At 40.9% G+C, this 17,753-nt stretch carries 14 protein-coding genes, 1 tRNA gene and 1 riboswitch; of the genes, 7 read left to right on the top strand and 8 right to left on the bottom strand.

The window, feature by feature from the left end; all coding sequences use genetic code 11:
- Positions 1–22: 22 nt before the first annotated feature.
- The 6 genes from thiE to BN985_RS00985 all read right to left on the bottom strand — a co-directional run bounded on the left by thiE (position 23) and on the right by BN985_RS00985 (position 4,892).
- A complete protein-coding gene (gene thiE / locus BN985_RS01010; RefSeq protein ID WP_042222811.1) occupies positions 23–604 on the bottom strand; it encodes a thiamine phosphate synthase in 582 nt (193 codons plus the stop codon).
- A gap of 33 nt (positions 605–637) precedes the next feature.
- Positions 638–1,414 carry a hydroxyethylthiazole kinase gene (gene thiM, locus BN985_RS01005; RefSeq protein WP_042220568.1) on the bottom strand — a complete coding sequence of 259 codons (777 nt, stop codon included), beginning with the start codon at positions 1,412–1,414 and terminating at the stop codon, positions 638–640.
- On the bottom strand, positions 1,411–2,223 hold the full coding sequence (gene thiD / locus BN985_RS01000; RefSeq protein WP_042220566.1) for a bifunctional hydroxymethylpyrimidine kinase/phosphomethylpyrimidine kinase: 813 nt from the start codon (positions 2,221–2,223) through the stop codon (positions 1,411–1,413). The genes thiM and thiD overlap by 4 nt, the downstream gene beginning before the upstream one ends.
- Complete coding sequence (gene tenA / locus BN985_RS00995; protein WP_042220565.1) at positions 2,223–2,909, bottom strand: thiaminase II; 687 nt, start codon at positions 2,907–2,909, stop codon at positions 2,223–2,225. Before tenA ends, thiD begins: the two co-directional genes overlap by 1 nt.
- A 69-nt stretch (positions 2,910–2,978) precedes the next feature.
- Complete coding sequence (gene thiW, locus BN985_RS00990) at positions 2,979–3,473, bottom strand: energy coupling factor transporter S component ThiW (RefSeq protein WP_042220564.1); 495 nt, start codon at positions 3,471–3,473, stop codon at positions 2,979–2,981.
- A gap of 96 nt (positions 3,474–3,569) precedes the next feature.
- A riboswitch (TPP riboswitch) is annotated at positions 3,570–3,683 on the bottom strand.
- 75 nt (positions 3,684–3,758) lie between these two features.
- Complete coding sequence (locus BN985_RS00985; RefSeq protein ID WP_042220563.1) at positions 3,759–4,892, bottom strand: zinc-dependent alcohol dehydrogenase; 1,134 nt, start codon at positions 4,890–4,892, stop codon at positions 3,759–3,761.
- A gap of 97 nt (positions 4,893–4,989) precedes the next feature.
- Between BN985_RS00985 and BN985_RS00980 the strand changes: the two genes are divergently transcribed.
- The 3 genes from BN985_RS00980 (at position 4,990) to BN985_RS00970 (ending at position 7,861) form a co-directional block, all read left to right on the top strand.
- Entirely contained in the window at positions 4,990–6,036 is a 1,047-nt protein-coding gene (locus tag BN985_RS00980) for a LytTR family transcriptional regulator DNA-binding domain-containing protein (protein WP_042220562.1), read from the top strand.
- Positions 6,037–6,305: 269 nt separating this feature from the next.
- Positions 6,306–7,154: an ABC transporter ATP-binding protein gene (locus BN985_RS00975; protein ID WP_042220561.1), complete on the top strand. Its 849-nt coding sequence runs from the start codon at positions 6,306–6,308 to the stop codon at positions 7,152–7,154.
- Positions 7,151–7,861, top strand: coding sequence for an ABC transporter permease (locus BN985_RS00970; RefSeq protein WP_042220559.1), 711 nt, complete (start codon positions 7,151–7,153; stop codon positions 7,859–7,861). Before BN985_RS00975 ends, BN985_RS00970 begins: the two co-directional genes overlap by 4 nt.
- Positions 7,862–8,014: 153 nt before the next feature.
- On the opposite strand, the gene BN985_RS00965 is transcribed toward BN985_RS00970, so the two are convergent.
- Together BN985_RS00965 and BN985_RS00960 are read right to left on the bottom strand one after the other, a co-directional pair.
- Positions 8,015–10,036, bottom strand: a complete 2,022-nt coding sequence (locus tag BN985_RS00965; RefSeq protein WP_042220558.1) for a prolyl oligopeptidase family serine peptidase — start codon at positions 10,034–10,036, stop codon at positions 8,015–8,017.
- Positions 10,037–10,205: 169 nt separating this feature from the next.
- A tRNA-Ala gene (locus BN985_RS00960) sits at positions 10,206–10,278 on the bottom strand.
- Between the two features lie 235 nt (positions 10,279–10,513).
- Between BN985_RS00960 and BN985_RS00955 the strand changes: the two genes are divergently transcribed.
- From BN985_RS00955 to panF, 4 genes are all read left to right on the top strand, one after another.
- A complete protein-coding gene (locus BN985_RS00955) occupies positions 10,514–14,194 on the top strand; it encodes a 5'-nucleotidase C-terminal domain-containing protein (RefSeq protein WP_052360574.1) in 3,681 nt (1,226 codons plus the stop codon).
- Positions 14,195–14,355: 161 nt separating this feature from the next.
- Entirely contained in the window at positions 14,356–15,849 is a 1,494-nt protein-coding gene (locus tag BN985_RS00950) for a peptide MFS transporter (RefSeq protein ID WP_042220556.1), read from the top strand.
- Between the two features lie 206 nt (positions 15,850–16,055).
- On the top strand, positions 16,056–16,316 hold the full coding sequence (locus BN985_RS00945) for a YhdT family protein (protein WP_042220555.1): 261 nt from the start codon (positions 16,056–16,058) through the stop codon (positions 16,314–16,316).
- Positions 16,313–17,740 carry a sodium/pantothenate symporter gene (gene panF, locus BN985_RS00940; protein WP_042220553.1) on the top strand — a complete coding sequence of 476 codons (1,428 nt, stop codon included), beginning with the start codon at positions 16,313–16,315 and terminating at the stop codon, positions 17,738–17,740. Before BN985_RS00945 ends, panF begins: the two co-directional genes overlap by 4 nt.
- Positions 17,741–17,753 lie beyond the last annotated feature (13 nt).

Below are 17,753 nucleotides of genomic sequence, written 5' to 3'. Positions count from 1 at the left end.
GCTCTATCAGCTTCTTACTACTTTACAAATTTTCCACCGCATCTTGGATGTTTGTTGCGTGTGTGATGGCAGATATGACTGCTACTCCATCTGCTCCTGCTTGTATCACGTTGCTAGATGAGTCGGTGGTAATGCCGCCAATCCCGACTAATGGTAGGTGGGGATGCTGTTCTCGTACTTGCGCTATCCATTGAGTACCAACAGGCTCCTTGGCATCATTTTTTGTCCCTGTGGCAAAAACAGGTCCTGCTCCAAGATAATCGACAACAGATAAAGGGCTCTGTTCAAGCTCTAATGTATTGGAAACAGATAAGCCGATCAATTTATTAGGAAACCGGCTCCGTACTTCTTCAGCATTGCTGTCTTCTTGGCCGATATGAATTCCATCAGCACCTAAAATCTCTGCTAGCTCTATGTCATCATTTACGATGAAAGGAATGGAATGTTGATAACAAATCTCTCGTAATTGCTTTCCCAACACGACTTTCCTTAGACCACTTAGAGCGCCTGTGCCTTTTTCTCGGAATTGGAAGGCAGTAATTCCTGCTTGAGCTGCCTCAGTTAAGATTTCAACAGGATCTCTAGGGCAGTTTTGACTTCCCATAATAAAGTATTTACGCAGTATCTGGGGTTCCACTTACATTCTCCTTTCCGCTACTTTTTCTACATCCATAGACAGTGCATCGATGAATCCAGTCAAAAAGCTGCCAGGCCCCACAACAGTGCGTTGCTGTGCTGCAAAGTCAGCGGCATGCCCATAAAATGAAACAGCGGTGATAAGCTGATCCTTCATTGAATAATTGGTAGACAAGCAAGCTGTAATAATCGAACCAAGCAAGCAGCCTGCTCCAGTTATTTTTCCTAGTAGAGGGTGACCGGAATCATTTGTGTATAGATTGCCATCTGTATAGATATAATCCGTTTTTCCCGTAACTATGACAGAGGTTTGATAAGTATCTGCTACCATTTGCGCAATCTCTGTTATATCTCCATCGCCAACAGAATCTACCCCCTTTGTTTCCCAAGGGGTATGTACGAGATGAGCCATTTCACCTGCATTGCCTTTAATCGCAGTGAATTGAATATTCTCTGTTAACTGTCTTACTGCATTACTACGAAACGTCGTTGCCGCCACACCAACGGGATCTAGCACTACAGGTATGCCTTTTTTATTTGCAGCAATTCCTGCTTCCACCATGGCAGGTAATTCCAAGGAGGTTAATGTACCAATGTTGATTAATACCCCGTCAGCGACAGAGGCCATTTCCGTTGCCTCTTCCTCTGCTTTTGCCATCACAGGAGATCCTCCAAACGATAGAAGTCCATTTGCTGTGAAATTCATTACAACCTGGTTTGTTAAATGGTGGATGAGTGGATTTGTTTCCCTGACTTCTTTAATAATTTGTGCGTTCATCTGTATATCTGGCCCTCCTTCATTCTCGTTGCCCAGTGATTAGTTGGACCATTTCCTGATCCGATTGGAAAAGAATGGCGGATTGCTGCCGTTACAAATTCCTTTGCATGCAATACAGCTTCATAAAGTGATAAACCCTTACTTAAGTTAGCGGTTATTGCTGCAGAATAGGTGCACCCTGTGCCGTGAGTATTCTTTGTAATAATGCGCTCTTCCGAAAACGTATATAAGCGTTGTCCATCATAGAGGAAGTCTACTGCTTTTCCCTGCAGATGTCCGCCTTTAATAAGTGCTGCACCCGCTCCTAATTCATCTACTATATAAGCGGCCGCTTCCTTCATATCTTTCGTTGACTCTATTTGTCTGCCCGTAATAAATTCCGTTTCTGGAAGATTTGGAGTAACAATGGTTGTTAGTGGAAGCAGTTCCTCTTTTAGAAAATGGCGTGCTTCTTCAACAATGAGTGGGTCTCCACTTGTTGCTACCATTACGGGATCCATAACGTAATGGACGTCCTGTGTAGTAATGTGTTTTGCAAGAACGCGCATCATTGGTTCATTAGCAATCATCCCTGTTTTCAGGGCATGAACTGGCATGTCGGATAACACAGAATGGAGCTGTTGCTCAATAAATTCCTCTGGAAGGTGGTGTACATCCTGCACACCAGTTGTGTTTTGGGCTACAACCGATGTAATGACAGACATCCCGTAAGTTTGTAATTCCTGAAATGTTTTTAAATCAGCTTGAATGCCAGCACCTCCGCTTGGGTCTGTACCTGCAATAGTTAACGCGCAAGGTATTTGTTTCATTAGCGAATCCCCTTTTCAGCTGATGGCCATTCTTCGCACGTGTATGCCATCTCCCAAAACTTCAACTCTAGCTGGCAGCTTTTACGGAAGGCTTCTTTCATTTTTGCCTGTTCTTCTTCAGAGCTTTGAGAAGCAAATCGATCAAGGCGAGCGCGTAATTCACTCGTTGTGTGCTCAACTTCCTCTCCGGTATAAAAGGTTATCCAATCGTAAAAGGGATGACTTTCATCAGGTTGATATTGTTCTGTTAATGCTTTACCTATTTCTAAATATGTCCACGGGCAGGGAAGTAAAGCTCCGATAATTTCACCAGACGATCCCATTTGGGCATGGTACATCATATGTTTAATATAATGGTCGGCAGTAGGTGGAAGTGGATGCCCTTGTAATGCTTCATATTCTACACCGATATGATCACAGAAATTTCGATGTGGGTGAATTTCATCATGAAGCACGAATTTAATCTGATCGAAGAAATAAGCGATATCTTCCCGATCTTGTGACTTTGATAGGGCGATGCCGTAAATTTGCATAAACGCGTTCAAGTATTCGTAATCCGCTTTAATATAATGGGCGAGCGCTTCCTTTGAGATGTCACCTTTTCCGACTCCTTGCACAAAGGGATGCGCGAAAATCATTTGAAATAGATCATCGTTTTCTTTTCTTAACTGTTCTGAAAAATTCATAGTAAAATCCTCCTTTGATTAGGTAACAAGTTTAAAACAGGTCCAGATATCTAGACAGAGAATCTATGACTAGATACCTTGTATTCTAGTAATGGAACGTTGGTTTAAGCGAGAGACGATAAATATCCCGATTAATCCACCTGTAACACTACTAACAAGGAAAGATGGCATGAAGAAAAATGCTCCTACCGCATTTCCTAGAAAAATAGTCGAAAAGGGCACAGCAAACAAGGAACCAAAGACCCCTGTACCGATCATTTCCCCTGTTGCTGCCCAACGTTTTTTTCCGAACCTTTGATATAAAATACCGGCAAGAAGAGCGCCTATCATACCACCTGGAAAAGCCAATAATGTTCCAAGACCAAGTAAGTTTCGAATTAGACCGATCATAAAAGCAATCCCTACTGCTGGCCCTGGCCCAAGTAAAACAGCTGCCATTACATTAACCGCATGCTGTACCGGATAAGCTTTGGCAATACCTGCAGGAAACCAAAGGAGTTGGGCGCCAAGTGTGCCAATGGCAACAAAGACCGCCATGGTGGTAAGTAAATGTGTTCTTTTCATCGTAACCTCCTTTCTTTAGACTAACCTGATGGCAATAATAAAAAGCCAGGTCACAAGGGGACCTGGCTTCGGTAATTTGAAATAGGATAGACGTAACTGGGACGTCCACTACTTCCCTCCGCTGGTATTAACCAGATCAGGTTCATAAGAGTCGGTAGCTCATGTGCTAACCTCTCAGCCCACCATAATTGGGCCCCCCTAGTAGTCTTCTTCGTATGAAATTATGGATCAGCAACAATGCCGATACTTATAGACTAACAAACTATTCCATATTTGTCATGGGTATTATGGTTTGAAAATCACTTTAATACTTCCATCTTCCTTCTTGTCAAACATGTCATATGCTTTATCCGCATCATCTAAGGAAATTCTGTGTGTAATAAGATCAGTAGGGTCAACTTTTTTCTGCTCTACCATATCATAAAGCTTTGGCATCATATGGATGATCGGAGCCTGTCCCATTGTGAGGGACACGTTTCGGGTAAAGAAATCACCTAGTGGGAAACTGTTGGCATCTGAGCCATAAACACCAGTTAGTTGAACCGTACCAAATTTTCGTACTGCTTGGGAAGCTGTCACGATTGGGCTAATTGTACCAAATTGGTTATCCATTTCTGAACCAAATTCCGTTTTCGGTGGTACGGTTCCGTCCATTCCAACACAATCAATCACTACATCTGCTCCACCTTTTGTTTCTTCGTGAAGAAGTTCACCAATTTTTTCATGTTCTTTAAAGTTAAATGTTTCTACATTATTAGTTTTAGCGGCATGGTCAAGTCGGTAATCCATCTGGTCAACGGATATTACACGTTTTGCGCCTTTTAACCAAGCAAATTTTTGAGCCATTAACCCAACTGGCCCTGAACCAAGTACAATAACCGTATCGCCTTCTTTTACCCCGCCATTTTCCACACTCCAATATGCGGTTGGAATGACATCGGATAATAATAACACCTGTTCATCACTCAATTCGCTCGACTCTGGCACTTTAAAAGAGGTAAAGTCAGCGTATGGCACACGTAGATATTCTGCCTGTCCTCCTGGATAGCCACCATTTTGTTCGGTGAAACCAAATAGCCCACCAACTTCACCATGTGGGTTGGACTCATCGCATTGGCTTTCCATCTGGTTTTTACAGAAGAAGCACTCACCACACCCTATATTAAAAGGAATGACCACTCGATCTCCTTTTTTCAAGCTTTTCACTTCTGAACCAACTTCTTCTACGATTCCCATTGGCTCATGCCCAACCACATAGTCGGTTTCTGGCACGATTCCTCCATGGTAAAGATGTAGGTCTGAACCACATATTCCGCTTGCTGTGATACGTACAATGACATCGCTATTTTTTTGAATTGTTGGATCATCCACTTCTTTTCCTACCATTGCTTCTTTTCCTTGGAACGTTACTGCTTTCATTCCGTCACATCCTTTAGTATAAGTTATAGAGAATATTTCCGTAATTTAGTACTATTAAACAAGAGCTTAATAATTTTTGGGTCAGGAAGTGATGGAGATGACAGAAGGGCTGATATTCAGCAATTTAGAAAAGCAAACAAAGGATAATATACTATTTCCCAATTTCGACCTTACCTTAGCGCCAGGGGAGATTGTTGCCATATATTCCACGTTAAATGTACGGAAAATGCTTCTTGATCTTTTAAGAGGAAAGGCTGTCCCTTCTAACGGCAAAATTTCTGTTCACGGAAAAACATTGGAAGAAGAAAAGAAGGCATATATGTCCGCTGTGAATATTTGTTTTTATGAAGAAGGGTTATATGAAAGGTTAAAGGTAGAGGATTATTTTTCTTTTTTTATCAAGCTTTACGACTCTGGTTATCGTATGGAAGAACTTCTATTGGATACGCAACTTCAGGATAAAAGAAGGGTGAGGATTCAAAGTTTAACAGAGTCAGAAAAAAGAAGAGTGCATTTTGGCAGAATCATAATACAAAATCCAGATGTATTTATTTTTGAAGAGCCCGATTTGAATGTAGATATGGAAACGAGAAGGGTTTATGTAAACTTGGCGAAGAAGCTGCAGGAAAAGCGAAAAGCCAGTTTAATTCTGACAGGTAATCTGGAAAATGCATTGACCGTAGCTGATCAGGTATTTCGATTAGATGAAAATGGTCTCCATGTTTTGCAAGTTGCAGAAGAAGAAGAAAGCAAAAAAGAAGAAGTACATACAGAAGAAAAAGATGACGAAGCTATTAAACCGTTTCAATTTAATAAAATTCCAACGAAAGTAAATGAAAAAATTGTGTTATTCGATCCACAAGAGATTGATTATGTTGAAAGCAATGATGGGCAGTCCAATATTTATATTAAGGGCGAATCATTTCCTAGTCTGTTCACATTAAATGAGCTAGAGATCCGTTTACAACATGTTGGCTTTTTCCGTTGCCATCGTTCTTACATTGTCAATCTACAAAAGGTACGTGAAGTGATCACATGGACGAGAAATAGCTACAGTCTCATTTTAGATGATAAAGCAAAATCATCCATCCCACTTTCTAAGACAAAAATGGCCCAATTAAAGGAGATGTTGGGCCTGAAATAAGCTCCATTCACCCCCTAATTTGCTCTTTTCACGGTGAAAGTGCTGATTTCATGCGGTTTTCCTTCTATAGTTGACTTATAGAGGTTGTTCAAAAAATCCGGTAAAAATGACACATCGAATTTCTTCGTTGGCTTGCTTATCCGTTCCTCACGTATTAATTACATACGTTCCGGTACTCAAAGCTACGCCGCCTCGAACTTCTCGGTCCTTTTTATCCTCCTTTTTGAACACACACTTATAGAAAACATCACCATCTGGGAGGAAAACAAATGGAAAATATTATTGAAGTGACATCTCTTGCAAAGATATTTGGCAATCAAACGGCTTTAGAGGATGTCCATTTTTCAGTCAAAAAAGGAGAAACGTTTGGTTTTCTTGGACCAAGCGGTTCAGGAAAAACTACCACAATAAAAATTTTGACAGGGCAACTTTCACACACTTCAGGAAAGGCTTCTGTTTTTGGGAAGCCAGCAGCCACCTTAAATAAGCCCCAAGATCGGAAAAGGTTTGGTGTCATTACAGATAACAGTGGATTGTATCAGCGGCTTTCCATCGAAGATAATTTAAAGCTTTACTGTAATCTTTATGATGTTCCGTCCATTCGTATCTCGGAAGTGCTTGAGATGGTCAGTCTGTCTAAAGAAAGAAAAAAGAATGTGGCCAAACTTTCAAAAGGGATGATTCAGCGTGTTACATTGGCTAGAGCCTTGCTACATGAGCCTGAGCTGTTATTTCTTGATGAACCAACCTCTGCACTTGATCCTGCTAACTCTAAACATATTCACGAAGGACTTCGCGAATTAAACCGAAAAGGAACGACCATTTTTCTGACAACCCATGACATGGGTGAGGCAGAGAGCCTATGTGACCGCGTTGCCTTTCTTAACAAAGGCAGAATACAGCTTCTCGATGAACCCAAAACACTGCGCAGGCAGTTCGCGGAAAACACCGTTTTACTAGAATTGCAGGATGGCAGTAACATCACGCTTCCGGGCGGACAAGAGGGAGCAAAAGAGGTCTATGAAAGGATGGCTTCTGGACAGGTCGTTTCCATCCATTCAAATGAGCCAACATTAGGAGATATTTTTGTGGAAGTTACAGGGAGGGAATTAGTATGACGTTTTCAATGAAGCGAATGTATGCCATCTTTCAAAAGGATGTAAGGGACTTATCTAAAAACATGTATATTACAACCACAATGCTTATGCCGCTTGCTTTGGCTATCTTTTACAGCACGATGGATGAAGTGACGATGGATATGCACTACTTAATTATTAATTTATGTTTTGCAGCAGTAGGAGTTTTTGTTCAGAGTGCCATCATTGCAGAGGAAAAGGAAAAAAACACGTTGCGTGGATTAATGCTCTCACCAGCTACATTACCAGAGATTTTGGGTGGGAAAAGTCTGGTGACATTGGTATTAACGATGGCGACTGTTTTAATTTGTGCCTTATTAATGGGGTATGAACCTGCCAATTACATGATAGTTGGGGGAGCAATTCTAATCTCTTGCTTCTTCTATATAGCATTGGGAACTTTAGTAGGGCTACTGACAAAATCTGTTGTGGAAGCATCTGTCTTGGCATTACCTGTTATGTTTATATTTTCTTTTGGATCATTATTCCTTACCTTAATTGAGGAATATCCCATCCTATCTTTTATTGAATATTTGCCAAGCGTTCAACTGGTCGAACTAGCAATAGAAGTAGAAACTGGCGCTGTGTTTGCCGACTTGTGGAGCAACTTTGCCATCATTCTAGCTTGGATTGTATTAGCAAGTCTCTTAACCGCTGTTGTTTATAAGAAAAAGGAAATGGATGCTTAAGGCGTGTAAGAACTTAACGTGTGAAGCAGCGGGTTCTAACCTAGTCTTTAAACTGGTGCACGATATCACAAATTAGAATAAAAACACCGAAAAATCATCATCAGCTTCCTTTCGAAATCGTGATGATTTTTCGGTGTTTTGGTATAACTGGCTCTATTTTAATTCTTTATCTAGAAATGCATAGAAGTCGACCCATTCTTCAATGATTTTGGAGGTTGGTTTTCCAAGTCCATGTCCGGCTTTGGATTCTAAGCGTAGTACAATAGTAGAATCCTCATGCGCTTTTTCCTTCAATGTTGCAGCAAATTTCTTCGCATGGGCTGGAACAACTCTGTCATCGCTTTCTGCCGTTGCGATTAACACTGGTGGATATTTTACTCCCTCCTCTACATTATGGAGTGGGGAATAAGCATAGAGAAATGGGAAGTGTTCAGCGTTGTCAGCACTACCATACTCTGGAATCCAATAGCGACCAATGGTGAACTTATGGTAACGTAGCATGTCAATTACGGGAACACGGCAAATGACTGCACCAAACAAATCTGGACGTTGTACCATACACGCAGCAACAAGCAGGCCGCCATTTGAACCACCCATAATGGATAGCTTTTCTTTACGGGTATAATTATTGGTAATTAGCCATTCTCCGGCCGCGATGAAGTCATCGAAGACGTTTTGTTTGTTCTCTAGCATTCCAGCTTTATGCCATGCTTCCCCGTATTCTGTGCCACCGCGAAGGTTGGCTACAGCATAAACACCACCTTTTTCTAGCCAGCGGAGAACAGCTGGGTTAAAGGATGGAGTCATACTAACATTGAATCCCCCATACCCATAAAGCAAAACGGGATTTTGACCATTGAGCTCAAGGTCTTTACGATAGGTGAGAAACATAGGCACTTTCGTTCCGTCTTTAGACGGGTAAAAGACTTGAACCGTTTTAAATGGATCTGTATCTACAGTCATCTCGGATTCTGCTATCATGTCTAATTCATTACTATCGACCTTGTATGAATAAACTGTGGTTGGGTTTAAGAAGGAAGTAAGACCAAAGTAAATAATGCCTTCCTCTTTGTTTCGCGTAATATCAGTGAGTGAGCCTAGTATCGGCAGCTCAATTTCATGCTTGTACAAACCATCCTTGCTGAAGAGATGAAGCTGATGATGGGCATCTTGCTGAACTGCGACGACAAGGGTATCGTTTAACGCTACTACATATTCAAGAACACCTTGCTGCTCTGGAATGACTTCCTGCCAGTTCTCTTTCTGAGGAGCTTCTATATCGATGGCCACGACCCTTCCCATTGGTGCCAGATAGTTTGTTTGAAAATAGAATAGGCTTCCCTCATTTGTGATATAGCTATATTCTGCATCTTGTTGATCCAGCAATTTAATAAAAGCATCCTCAGAATGGATTGGTTTAATATAGATTCTATTTTCTGTGGCAGTACCTTCGTTTACGTATAAACCAATATATTTCTTATCATCGCTAATAAAGGCAGAAAACATTAATTCCTTATCTTCTGGCTGTTCATGTACAAGGATGTCGTCTTGTTGATTAGTCCCTATCTTATGGAAATATACAGTGCTAAAATTACTCTCATCCTCTGGGGCGACTGTCCCCGGCTCTGGGAATCGGCTGTAGTAAAATCCGCTGTCATCAGGAGACCAGGCAATGCTCGAGAACTTCACATGCTGAATGTGATCCTCCAGATTTTCATTGTTTGCTACATCAAGGGCACGTATTTCTTGCCAGTCACTTCCGTGAGTTGAAGTAGCATAGCTCATATATTGTCCTGAGTAACTGATGGCATAATTGGTCATCGCCACTGTACCATCCTCGCTCAGGCTATTCGGATCAATAACGACGGATTCCTGTCCATTTTTCTCTTTATATAAAACAGCTTGGTTTTGTAATCCTTCATTACGTTGATAAAATAGGGTTCCTTTTACTTTTTTTGGCACGGAATGCTTTGTGTAGTGAAACAATGCCTCTAGTTTTTCTTTGTCAGTATGCTGACTAGTTGCTGTGGAGAAGTAATCTGCACACTCTTTTCCAAGTTGTTTGCTCCATTCAATTGAATCAGATGTATCAGGATCCTCTAACCAACGGTATGGATCATGAACCTTTGTTCCATGAAAATCTTCAATGATGTTATCTTTTTTCACCTGTTTCATTTGTAAATCCCCCTCTTGTTCTTATCTAGCTACATTCGACAAAAAAATTGGGAATCCTTCCTACCCATAGTTATCTCTAGTCAACTTTTAGAATACAAACTGTTATTTTTCTAGCAAGCATAGAAAAAAGGTCAGCAGATATTCTGCTGACCTTTGTCATTTCCTATTATGGAGCATAGCGGGCTCGAACCGCTGACCTCTTCGCTGCCAGCGAAGCGCTCTCCCAGCTGAGCTAATGCCCCGGACAAAAAATATTATACTTTGTTCTATATTTTTTTTCAAGTATGAAGACTAAGTAATAGCACAGGTAATATGTATTTTTGATTGGTTATATAGAACTGTTTTTCGGTTTTTGTAGTTCAATAGTTCTGAATTTACACAAAGTTAAATAAAATGCGATAGATTATTATAAAGGGTTATGCCATATTAGAAATGTGTCAGCTTATGACATAATACTAAATTTAATGGAGGGTCTTCATGCAAAAGCTGTTTAGGAAAAAGTCTTTCTCGGTTTTGCTCATCTTCACGTTAATTTTTACAAATTTTGTTCCAGTTATTAACGTCACGGCAGCAGAGACAACCACAGATGATTTACTTATTTCAGAGTACATTGAAGGAAGTTCTTTTAATAAAGCGATTGAACTTTATAACGGTACTGGAGAGGACGTTAATCTAGCAAACTATCAACTTCAAACGTATTTCAATGGTAGCAATAGTGCTGGTAATCCTCTAATCTTAAACGGAACTCTAGAAAATGGCGAGGTTTATGTGATAGCACATAGTAGTGCTGACGATGTTATTCAGGTTGAAACAGATCTCACCAATTCATCCGTAATTAATTTCAATGGTAATGATGCAGTTGCTCTGTTGAAGGATGAAGAAATAATTGACGTTGTTGGAGAAATTGGAAATGGTGCGGATTTCGGTAAAGACCAGACACTAGTACGTCATCAATCGATCGCCTCACCATCTGCAACCTATAATGTTGAGGAGTGGGAAGTGTACGAAAAAGATACCTTTTCTTCATTAGGAAATCACGTTAGAGGCGGAGAAAGTCCAGAAGACCCGCCAACAGACCCTGAAGTTCCACAAGCAGTTTCCGTTGCAGATGCTAGAGGATTAAGTGATGGAACGAGTGTGGAAGTACAAGGAGTTGTTACAGTTAATTCTAATTCCGTTAGTAATGGCAACCAGTTTACTACATACATACAAGATGAAACAGGCGGAATTAACATATATAAATACGAGCAAGGCGATCTTCCGGAATTGGAAAAGGGAACAGAAGTCAGAGTTACTGGAGAGTTAGAGACGTATAATGGATTGAAAGAAGTAGTTCCGGGAACAATTGACGTTCTTGCAGACGACCAACCTTTACCAGAAGCTCACGAAATTACGATTTCAATACTTCAAGATACTTCTACTGCAGAAATGTATGAAGGAGAGCTTGTACAAGTGAATGGTTATATCTCATCCATTCCGGATTCTCCTGCAGGTGGTGGTTACAATATTTCGTTTATGGACGAAGAATTGAATTCAACTACATTGCGCGTTATGGAGAATGCTCTAGATGTATCGCAAATAGAAGAAGGCAATTGGTATGACGTTACAGCGATTGTGAGTCAATACAACAGCTACCAGCTAATCCCAACAGAACAAGATGATTTCATATTAGCGGAGAACCAGCCTGGTCCGCCTTCTGCAGCTGGAGAATATGAGGCAACAGTAGATTATGTTACAGATGGGGATACAATTCGCATTAAGGAGTCAATCTTCGGTGGGGACAGAGTACGTTTTTTAAACATGGATACACCAGAGACATATGCTGCGAAGAATAATGATCCAGATCGTGAAGAAATTAATAAAAATCAAAAGGAACATGGGGATGCAGCAACAGCATATATTAAGACGTTAATTAAGCAGGGTGATACGGTTACAATTAAAGTGGGTGAAGAAGCGACAGATGATTACGGACGTTTGCTTGCAGAGGTTATTACAGAAGATGGTACAAATGTTAACCTTAAAATGGTAGAAGAAGGGTATGCTTCTACTTACTTCATCCCACCATTTAATGAAGAAGCATACCCAATATACCAGGATGCGGTAAAAGAAGCGAAGGATGCAGGATTAGGTATTTGGAATCCAGAAGATCCATTACTTGAGCTTCCGTTTGCTTTCCGTGCTAACGATGACAAAAAGGGTTTTCTAAGATATGTAGGGAACTCAGATACTGATAAATACGTCGTGCCAGAAAAGTGGGCTGATGTCCCTGTTGAATACCGTGTATTCTTCTCAAGTGAAGAAGAAGCGGAGTCCTATGGCTACACGCCTGCTGGAGAAGAAGAGCCGAATGAAGGTAATCTGCAAGTGCAATTATTAAGCATGAATGACCTTCACGGAAAAATAGACCAGCAGTATGAGCTAGATCTAGATGGGGATGGCACATTTAATATGTATGGAAGAATGGACTACACTGCAGCAGCAATGAAAGATCGTGCGCAAGAAAATCCAAATACGCTGTTAGTACATGCAGGAGATATGATTGGTGGAAGTTCACCTGTTTCTGGCTTGCTACAGGATGAACCGACCGTGGAAATTATGGAAGAAATGGGATTTGATGTAGGGTCTGTTGGAAATCATGAATTTGACGAAGGAACAGAAGAGCTACTTCGAATGGTAAATGGCGGAGAACATCCTGAACGGCTTGGCACTGAGGGATATGATGGTATGAACTTCCCGAACCTCTGTGCAAATTGCGTGTACAAGGACAGTGGGGATACAATCTTGCCTCCATACTATATTGAAGAAGTAGAAGGCGAGAAGATCGGCTTTATCGGTGTAAATACACAAGCATCGGCTGATATGGTTATGCCAGGTGGAATTCAGGATATTGAATTTACCGATGAAGCTACTGCAGTAGATAATGCAGTAGAAAAACTGCAGGCACAAGGTGTAGAAGCAATCGTCGTATTAGCGCATATTCCTGCAGATCAGGATGGAGATGGTGCCTCAGGTGAAGCAGCAGATCTGGCAAGGGAAGTAGATGACGCAGTTGATGTTATCTTTGCAGCACATAACCATCAAGTAGTAAATGGTGTTGTGGATGATAAGCTAATTGTTCAAGCTTCCGAGTATGGAAAGGCATTTGCAGATGTTGATTTGGAGATTGATCGCGACACAGGGGACATTGTAAAGAAAGAAGCAGAAATCGTCTTTGTAAACCAGGATAACTATACACCCGATCCAGCTGTATCGGCTATTCTAGACAAATACAGTGAGCAAATTGCACCGATCATGGGAGAAGTGATTGGCTATAATGCAACAGACCTTACAGGTGATTATACAAATGATGGGGACCATGGTTTAGGGAATTTAATCGCGGATGGAATGAATGCTGAAATGGAGAGTGACTTTGCCATGATGAATGGTGGAGGAATCCGAGATGATTTACTAGCAGGTGAAGTGACTTGGGGAGACCTATACAACATTCAACCTTTTGGTAATACACTAATGACGTTGGAAATAAAAGGCGCAGATTTAGCCCCAATTATCCAAGCACAGCTTTCCCCAGAATATGGGCCAGATTATAGCATTAGCGGCTTCCATTACACATGGGATTCAGAAACCAATACAGTAGTAGATGTAACATACCCAGATGGTTCAGCAATTGACCCGGAAGAGACATTTACGCTTACAGTAAATAATTATATGGGTACATCATTGAGTGATAAGCACCGTCCAATTAGCGAACTGGGACAAAACCCGGTTATGGGGCCTACAGACCTTGATGCAACAGTTAATTTTGTTCGTAGTTTAGAGAGCTCTGAAGGAAATCCATTTGAATATAAGGCAGAGGGTAGAATTTCTCTTGCTACAGAACAGCCTGGTGAAGAAGATCCAAACGAGAACCCACAACCAGGAGAAGATCCAAATAAGGATCCAAAACCAGGTGATGATCTGGACGATGATCTAGTAACACCTCCAGGAAATGATACAGGCAAAACGCCATTAGGAGACAATGGCAAGGGTGGAAGCCTTCTTCCAAAAACTGCAACAGACATGTACAACTATCTAATTGCCGGCCTAGTGTTTATCGTAATTGGGGCGGGAGGATGTTTGGTAGTTTATATGAGACAGCGAAATATGCTGAAAGAAAGCTAACATAATAGGTTGAGGGTTACAGATGATAGAGGCTCTTTTTCAAAGAGTCTTTATTTTTTGGTATTTTTTGACGTTTGACGTATGACTTGTTGAGGAGTATGATAGTTTTTGTCTTAAACGTGAATTATCAGTTTATTCTAAAATAGAGGGGCCATTACAACATGAAAAAACTTAGTAAGGAACAGATCGTCCAAAGTGTTCCTCAACGGGGATTTTTTGGACAACCTAAAGGGTTATTTACCCTTTTCTTCACAGAATTCTGGGAACGTTTCTCATATTATGGGATGCGCGCACTACTACTATTTTATATGTACACGGAAATTGCCGATGGAGGGCTGGGCATAGATGATGGCACAGCAAAATCTATTATGGCAATTTACGGTTCTCTCGTATACATGTCAGGTATCATTGGTGGATGGATTGCCGATCGATTGCTTGGTACACAGCGTACCGTATTTTATGGTGGAGTGCTGATTATGGCCGGACATATCGTGCTTGCTCTCCCATCAGGAACAACGGCATTATTTATCTCCATGTTCTTGATCATCGTTGGTACAGGATTACTAAAGCCAAATGTGTCGAATATTGTGGGAGATATGTACAGCCCGAAAGATGTCCGTCGAGACTCTGGATTTAGTATCTTCTACATGGGGATTAACATGGGTGGACTACTTGCACCACTTATTGTCGGAACAATTGGACAAGAGTATAACTACCACCTTGGTTTCGGTATAGCGGCAGTCGGCATGTTATTAGGATTGATCGTTTATATGGCTACACGTAAGAAATATCTTGGACTTGCTGGAACTTATGTACCCAATCCATTAGGATCAGGTGAAAAGAAAAAGGTATTTACCCGAATTGGTATAGGTGCCGTGATTATTGCGGTTTTAGCGGCCATTACAATCCCAGCAGGTATTTTAACAATTAATCGTTTTACGTACCTTGTTAGTATTTTGGGTATCCTGATACCGACAGCTTACTTTATTGTCATGTACCGTAGTCCAAAAACAAATGCGGATGAAAAATCAAGAATCCTTGCTTACATCCCATTATTTATTGCAGCGATCATGTTTTGGGCTATTCAAGAACAAGGTTCCATTATCCTTGCAGAATATGCAGATAAACGAACAGAACTAAATCTGTTTGGGTTTGAGTTGCAATCTTCTTGGTTCCAGTCACTGAATCCGCTATTCATTGTTATGCTTGCCCCGATTTTTGCAAATATATGGGTGAAAATGGGTGAGAGGCAGCCGACAACTACTAAGAAATTTTCCTTCGGTTTATTGTTTGCGGGTCTATCATTCCTTGTGATGATTGTGCCAGCAGCTATGAACGGAACAGAAACATTAGTAAATCCTATTTGGTTAGTACTCAGCTTCTTACTTGTTGTAATAGGGGAGCTATGTCTATCACCTGTTGGCCTGTCAGCTACGACAAAGCTAGCGCCTGAAGCCTTCTCAGCACAAACGATGAGCCTTTGGTTCCTATCGAACGCCTCAGCTCAGGCCATCAATGCACAGATTGTGAAATTATATAAACCAGAGACAGAAATTATATATTTTGGCGTAATTGGTGGGGTTGCTATTCTTCTTGGACTGTTGTTATTTATGGCTTCTCCGAAGATCCAGCAATTTATGAAAGGCGTTCGCTAAATGAATTAAAAGGTCCAGCAGAGATTTCTCTGCTGGATTTTTATGTGGGATAAAAATATTAAGCATTACTCACTCTTTGTAATCGCTTCCTTCATTTCCTGTTTACAATGGGGAAGGGAAACGATATAGTTTTCTTAGACTATAGAAATAAGTAAAGGGAGGGCGTCTCATTATCCTTTCATTAACTAAAAGGAGTGAGTCTTACGATGAAAAAAGAACATGTTAAGATCGCGAATCGCGAAGCGTTGATTGGTGTAGGGTTAGTTATTTTTAATTTTGTCTGGTGGTTTGCGTTTGCTTACGGATTGGGAAGTAAAGACCCACAAGAATATACATACGTGTTTGGCTTACCGGCTTGGTTTTTTTATAGCTGTGTCGTTGGATTTATAATCATGGCAGTATTGGTGACGATAGTTGTGAAAAAGTTTTTTGTCGCTATTCCATTTGATGAGGAGGTGGAAGAATGAATTGGGAGTCTCTTATACCACTAATCCTCTTTATAATTATTATTTTTTGTGTAGGAATATGGTCGGGTGGTTATCTAAAAAAGTCTACTAGTTTTGCCCAAGATTATTTTCTCGGAGGCAGAAGCCTTGGTGGGTTTGTGCTAGCTATGACGATGACTGCTACTTATGGTAGTGCAAGTAGCTTCATTGGTGGACCTGGTACAGCATATAACCAAGGGCTCGGTTGGGTATTGCTTGCTATGTCACAGGTGGCTACAGGATATTTTGTACTGATGATTCTCGGTAAAAAATTTGCTGTTGTAACACGCCGCTACAATGCTTTAACAATGGTTGACTTCTTGAAACAGAGATACCAGTCAAAGTGGGTTGTAATCCTATCAGCAGTTAGTATTATTATTTTTCTATTTTCTGCAATGGCTGCACAGTGGATCGGTGGCGCTAGATTAATAGAGTCACTAATTGGTATTGAATATACCACGGCATTATTTATATTTGCAGTATCTGTCCTAATCTACGTTACGGTAGGGGGCTTTCGTGCTGTTGCTTTAACAGATGCCATTCAAGGTAGCGTCATGTTTGTTGGGACGTTAATTTTGCTTATTGCCGTTATCATAGCAGGAGGCGGTATTCCGAATATCATTGCTGATTTAACAGCAGAGAACCCCAATCTGATTACGCCATTTGGTGCAGATGGGTCGCTTACACCGACTTATGTGTCCTCCTTCTGGATTCTGGTCGGGGTTGGAGTAGTTGCCTTGCCGCAAATTGCAATCAGAGCAATGTCGTATAAAAGCTCGCAATCTATGCACAGAGCAATTATTATAGGAACGATTGTTGTCGGTGTTATTATGTTAAATATGCATTTAATTGGTGTGTTTGCTCGTCCCATTTTACCAGGAATTGAAGTGGGTGACCGCGTAATGCCACTTATTGCTCTAGAGGTTATGCCAAACTGGTTGGCGGGTATTGTGTTGGCTGCGCCAATGGCTGCTATAATGTCGACGGTAGATTCCTTGCTATTATTAGTTAGTTCTACGATAGTAAAGGACGTTTATTTAAATTATGTTAAACCAACAGCTTCGGATCAACGAGTCAAACGATTAAGTATTACCATAACGGCTATTCTTGGTGTTATTGTCTTTATTATGGCATTAAATCCGCCTGATCTAATCATCTGGTTAAACTTATTTGCTTTCGGGGGATTAGAGGCAGCATTTATATGGCCGATCGTGCTTGGATTGTACTGGAGTAAAGGAAACAAGTATGGAGCATTGGGCTCAATGGTGGCCGGTGTTGGACTATATATTTTATCCGACTCCTTCTTCCCGCAGCCATTCGGTCTGCACTCTGTTGTTATGCCGATTGTTGTATCCTTCTTTGTATATATAGCTGCAAGTCTAGCAACACAAAAGAAAACAGTATGATACATGGGTCTGT

This window comes from Oceanobacillus manasiensis, assembly GCF_000724085.1.
Classification (GTDB): Bacteria; Bacillota; Bacilli; order Bacillales; family Amphibacillaceae; genus Oceanobacillus_B; species Oceanobacillus_B manasiensis.
This window is presented reverse-complemented; position numbering and strand designations above follow the sequence as displayed.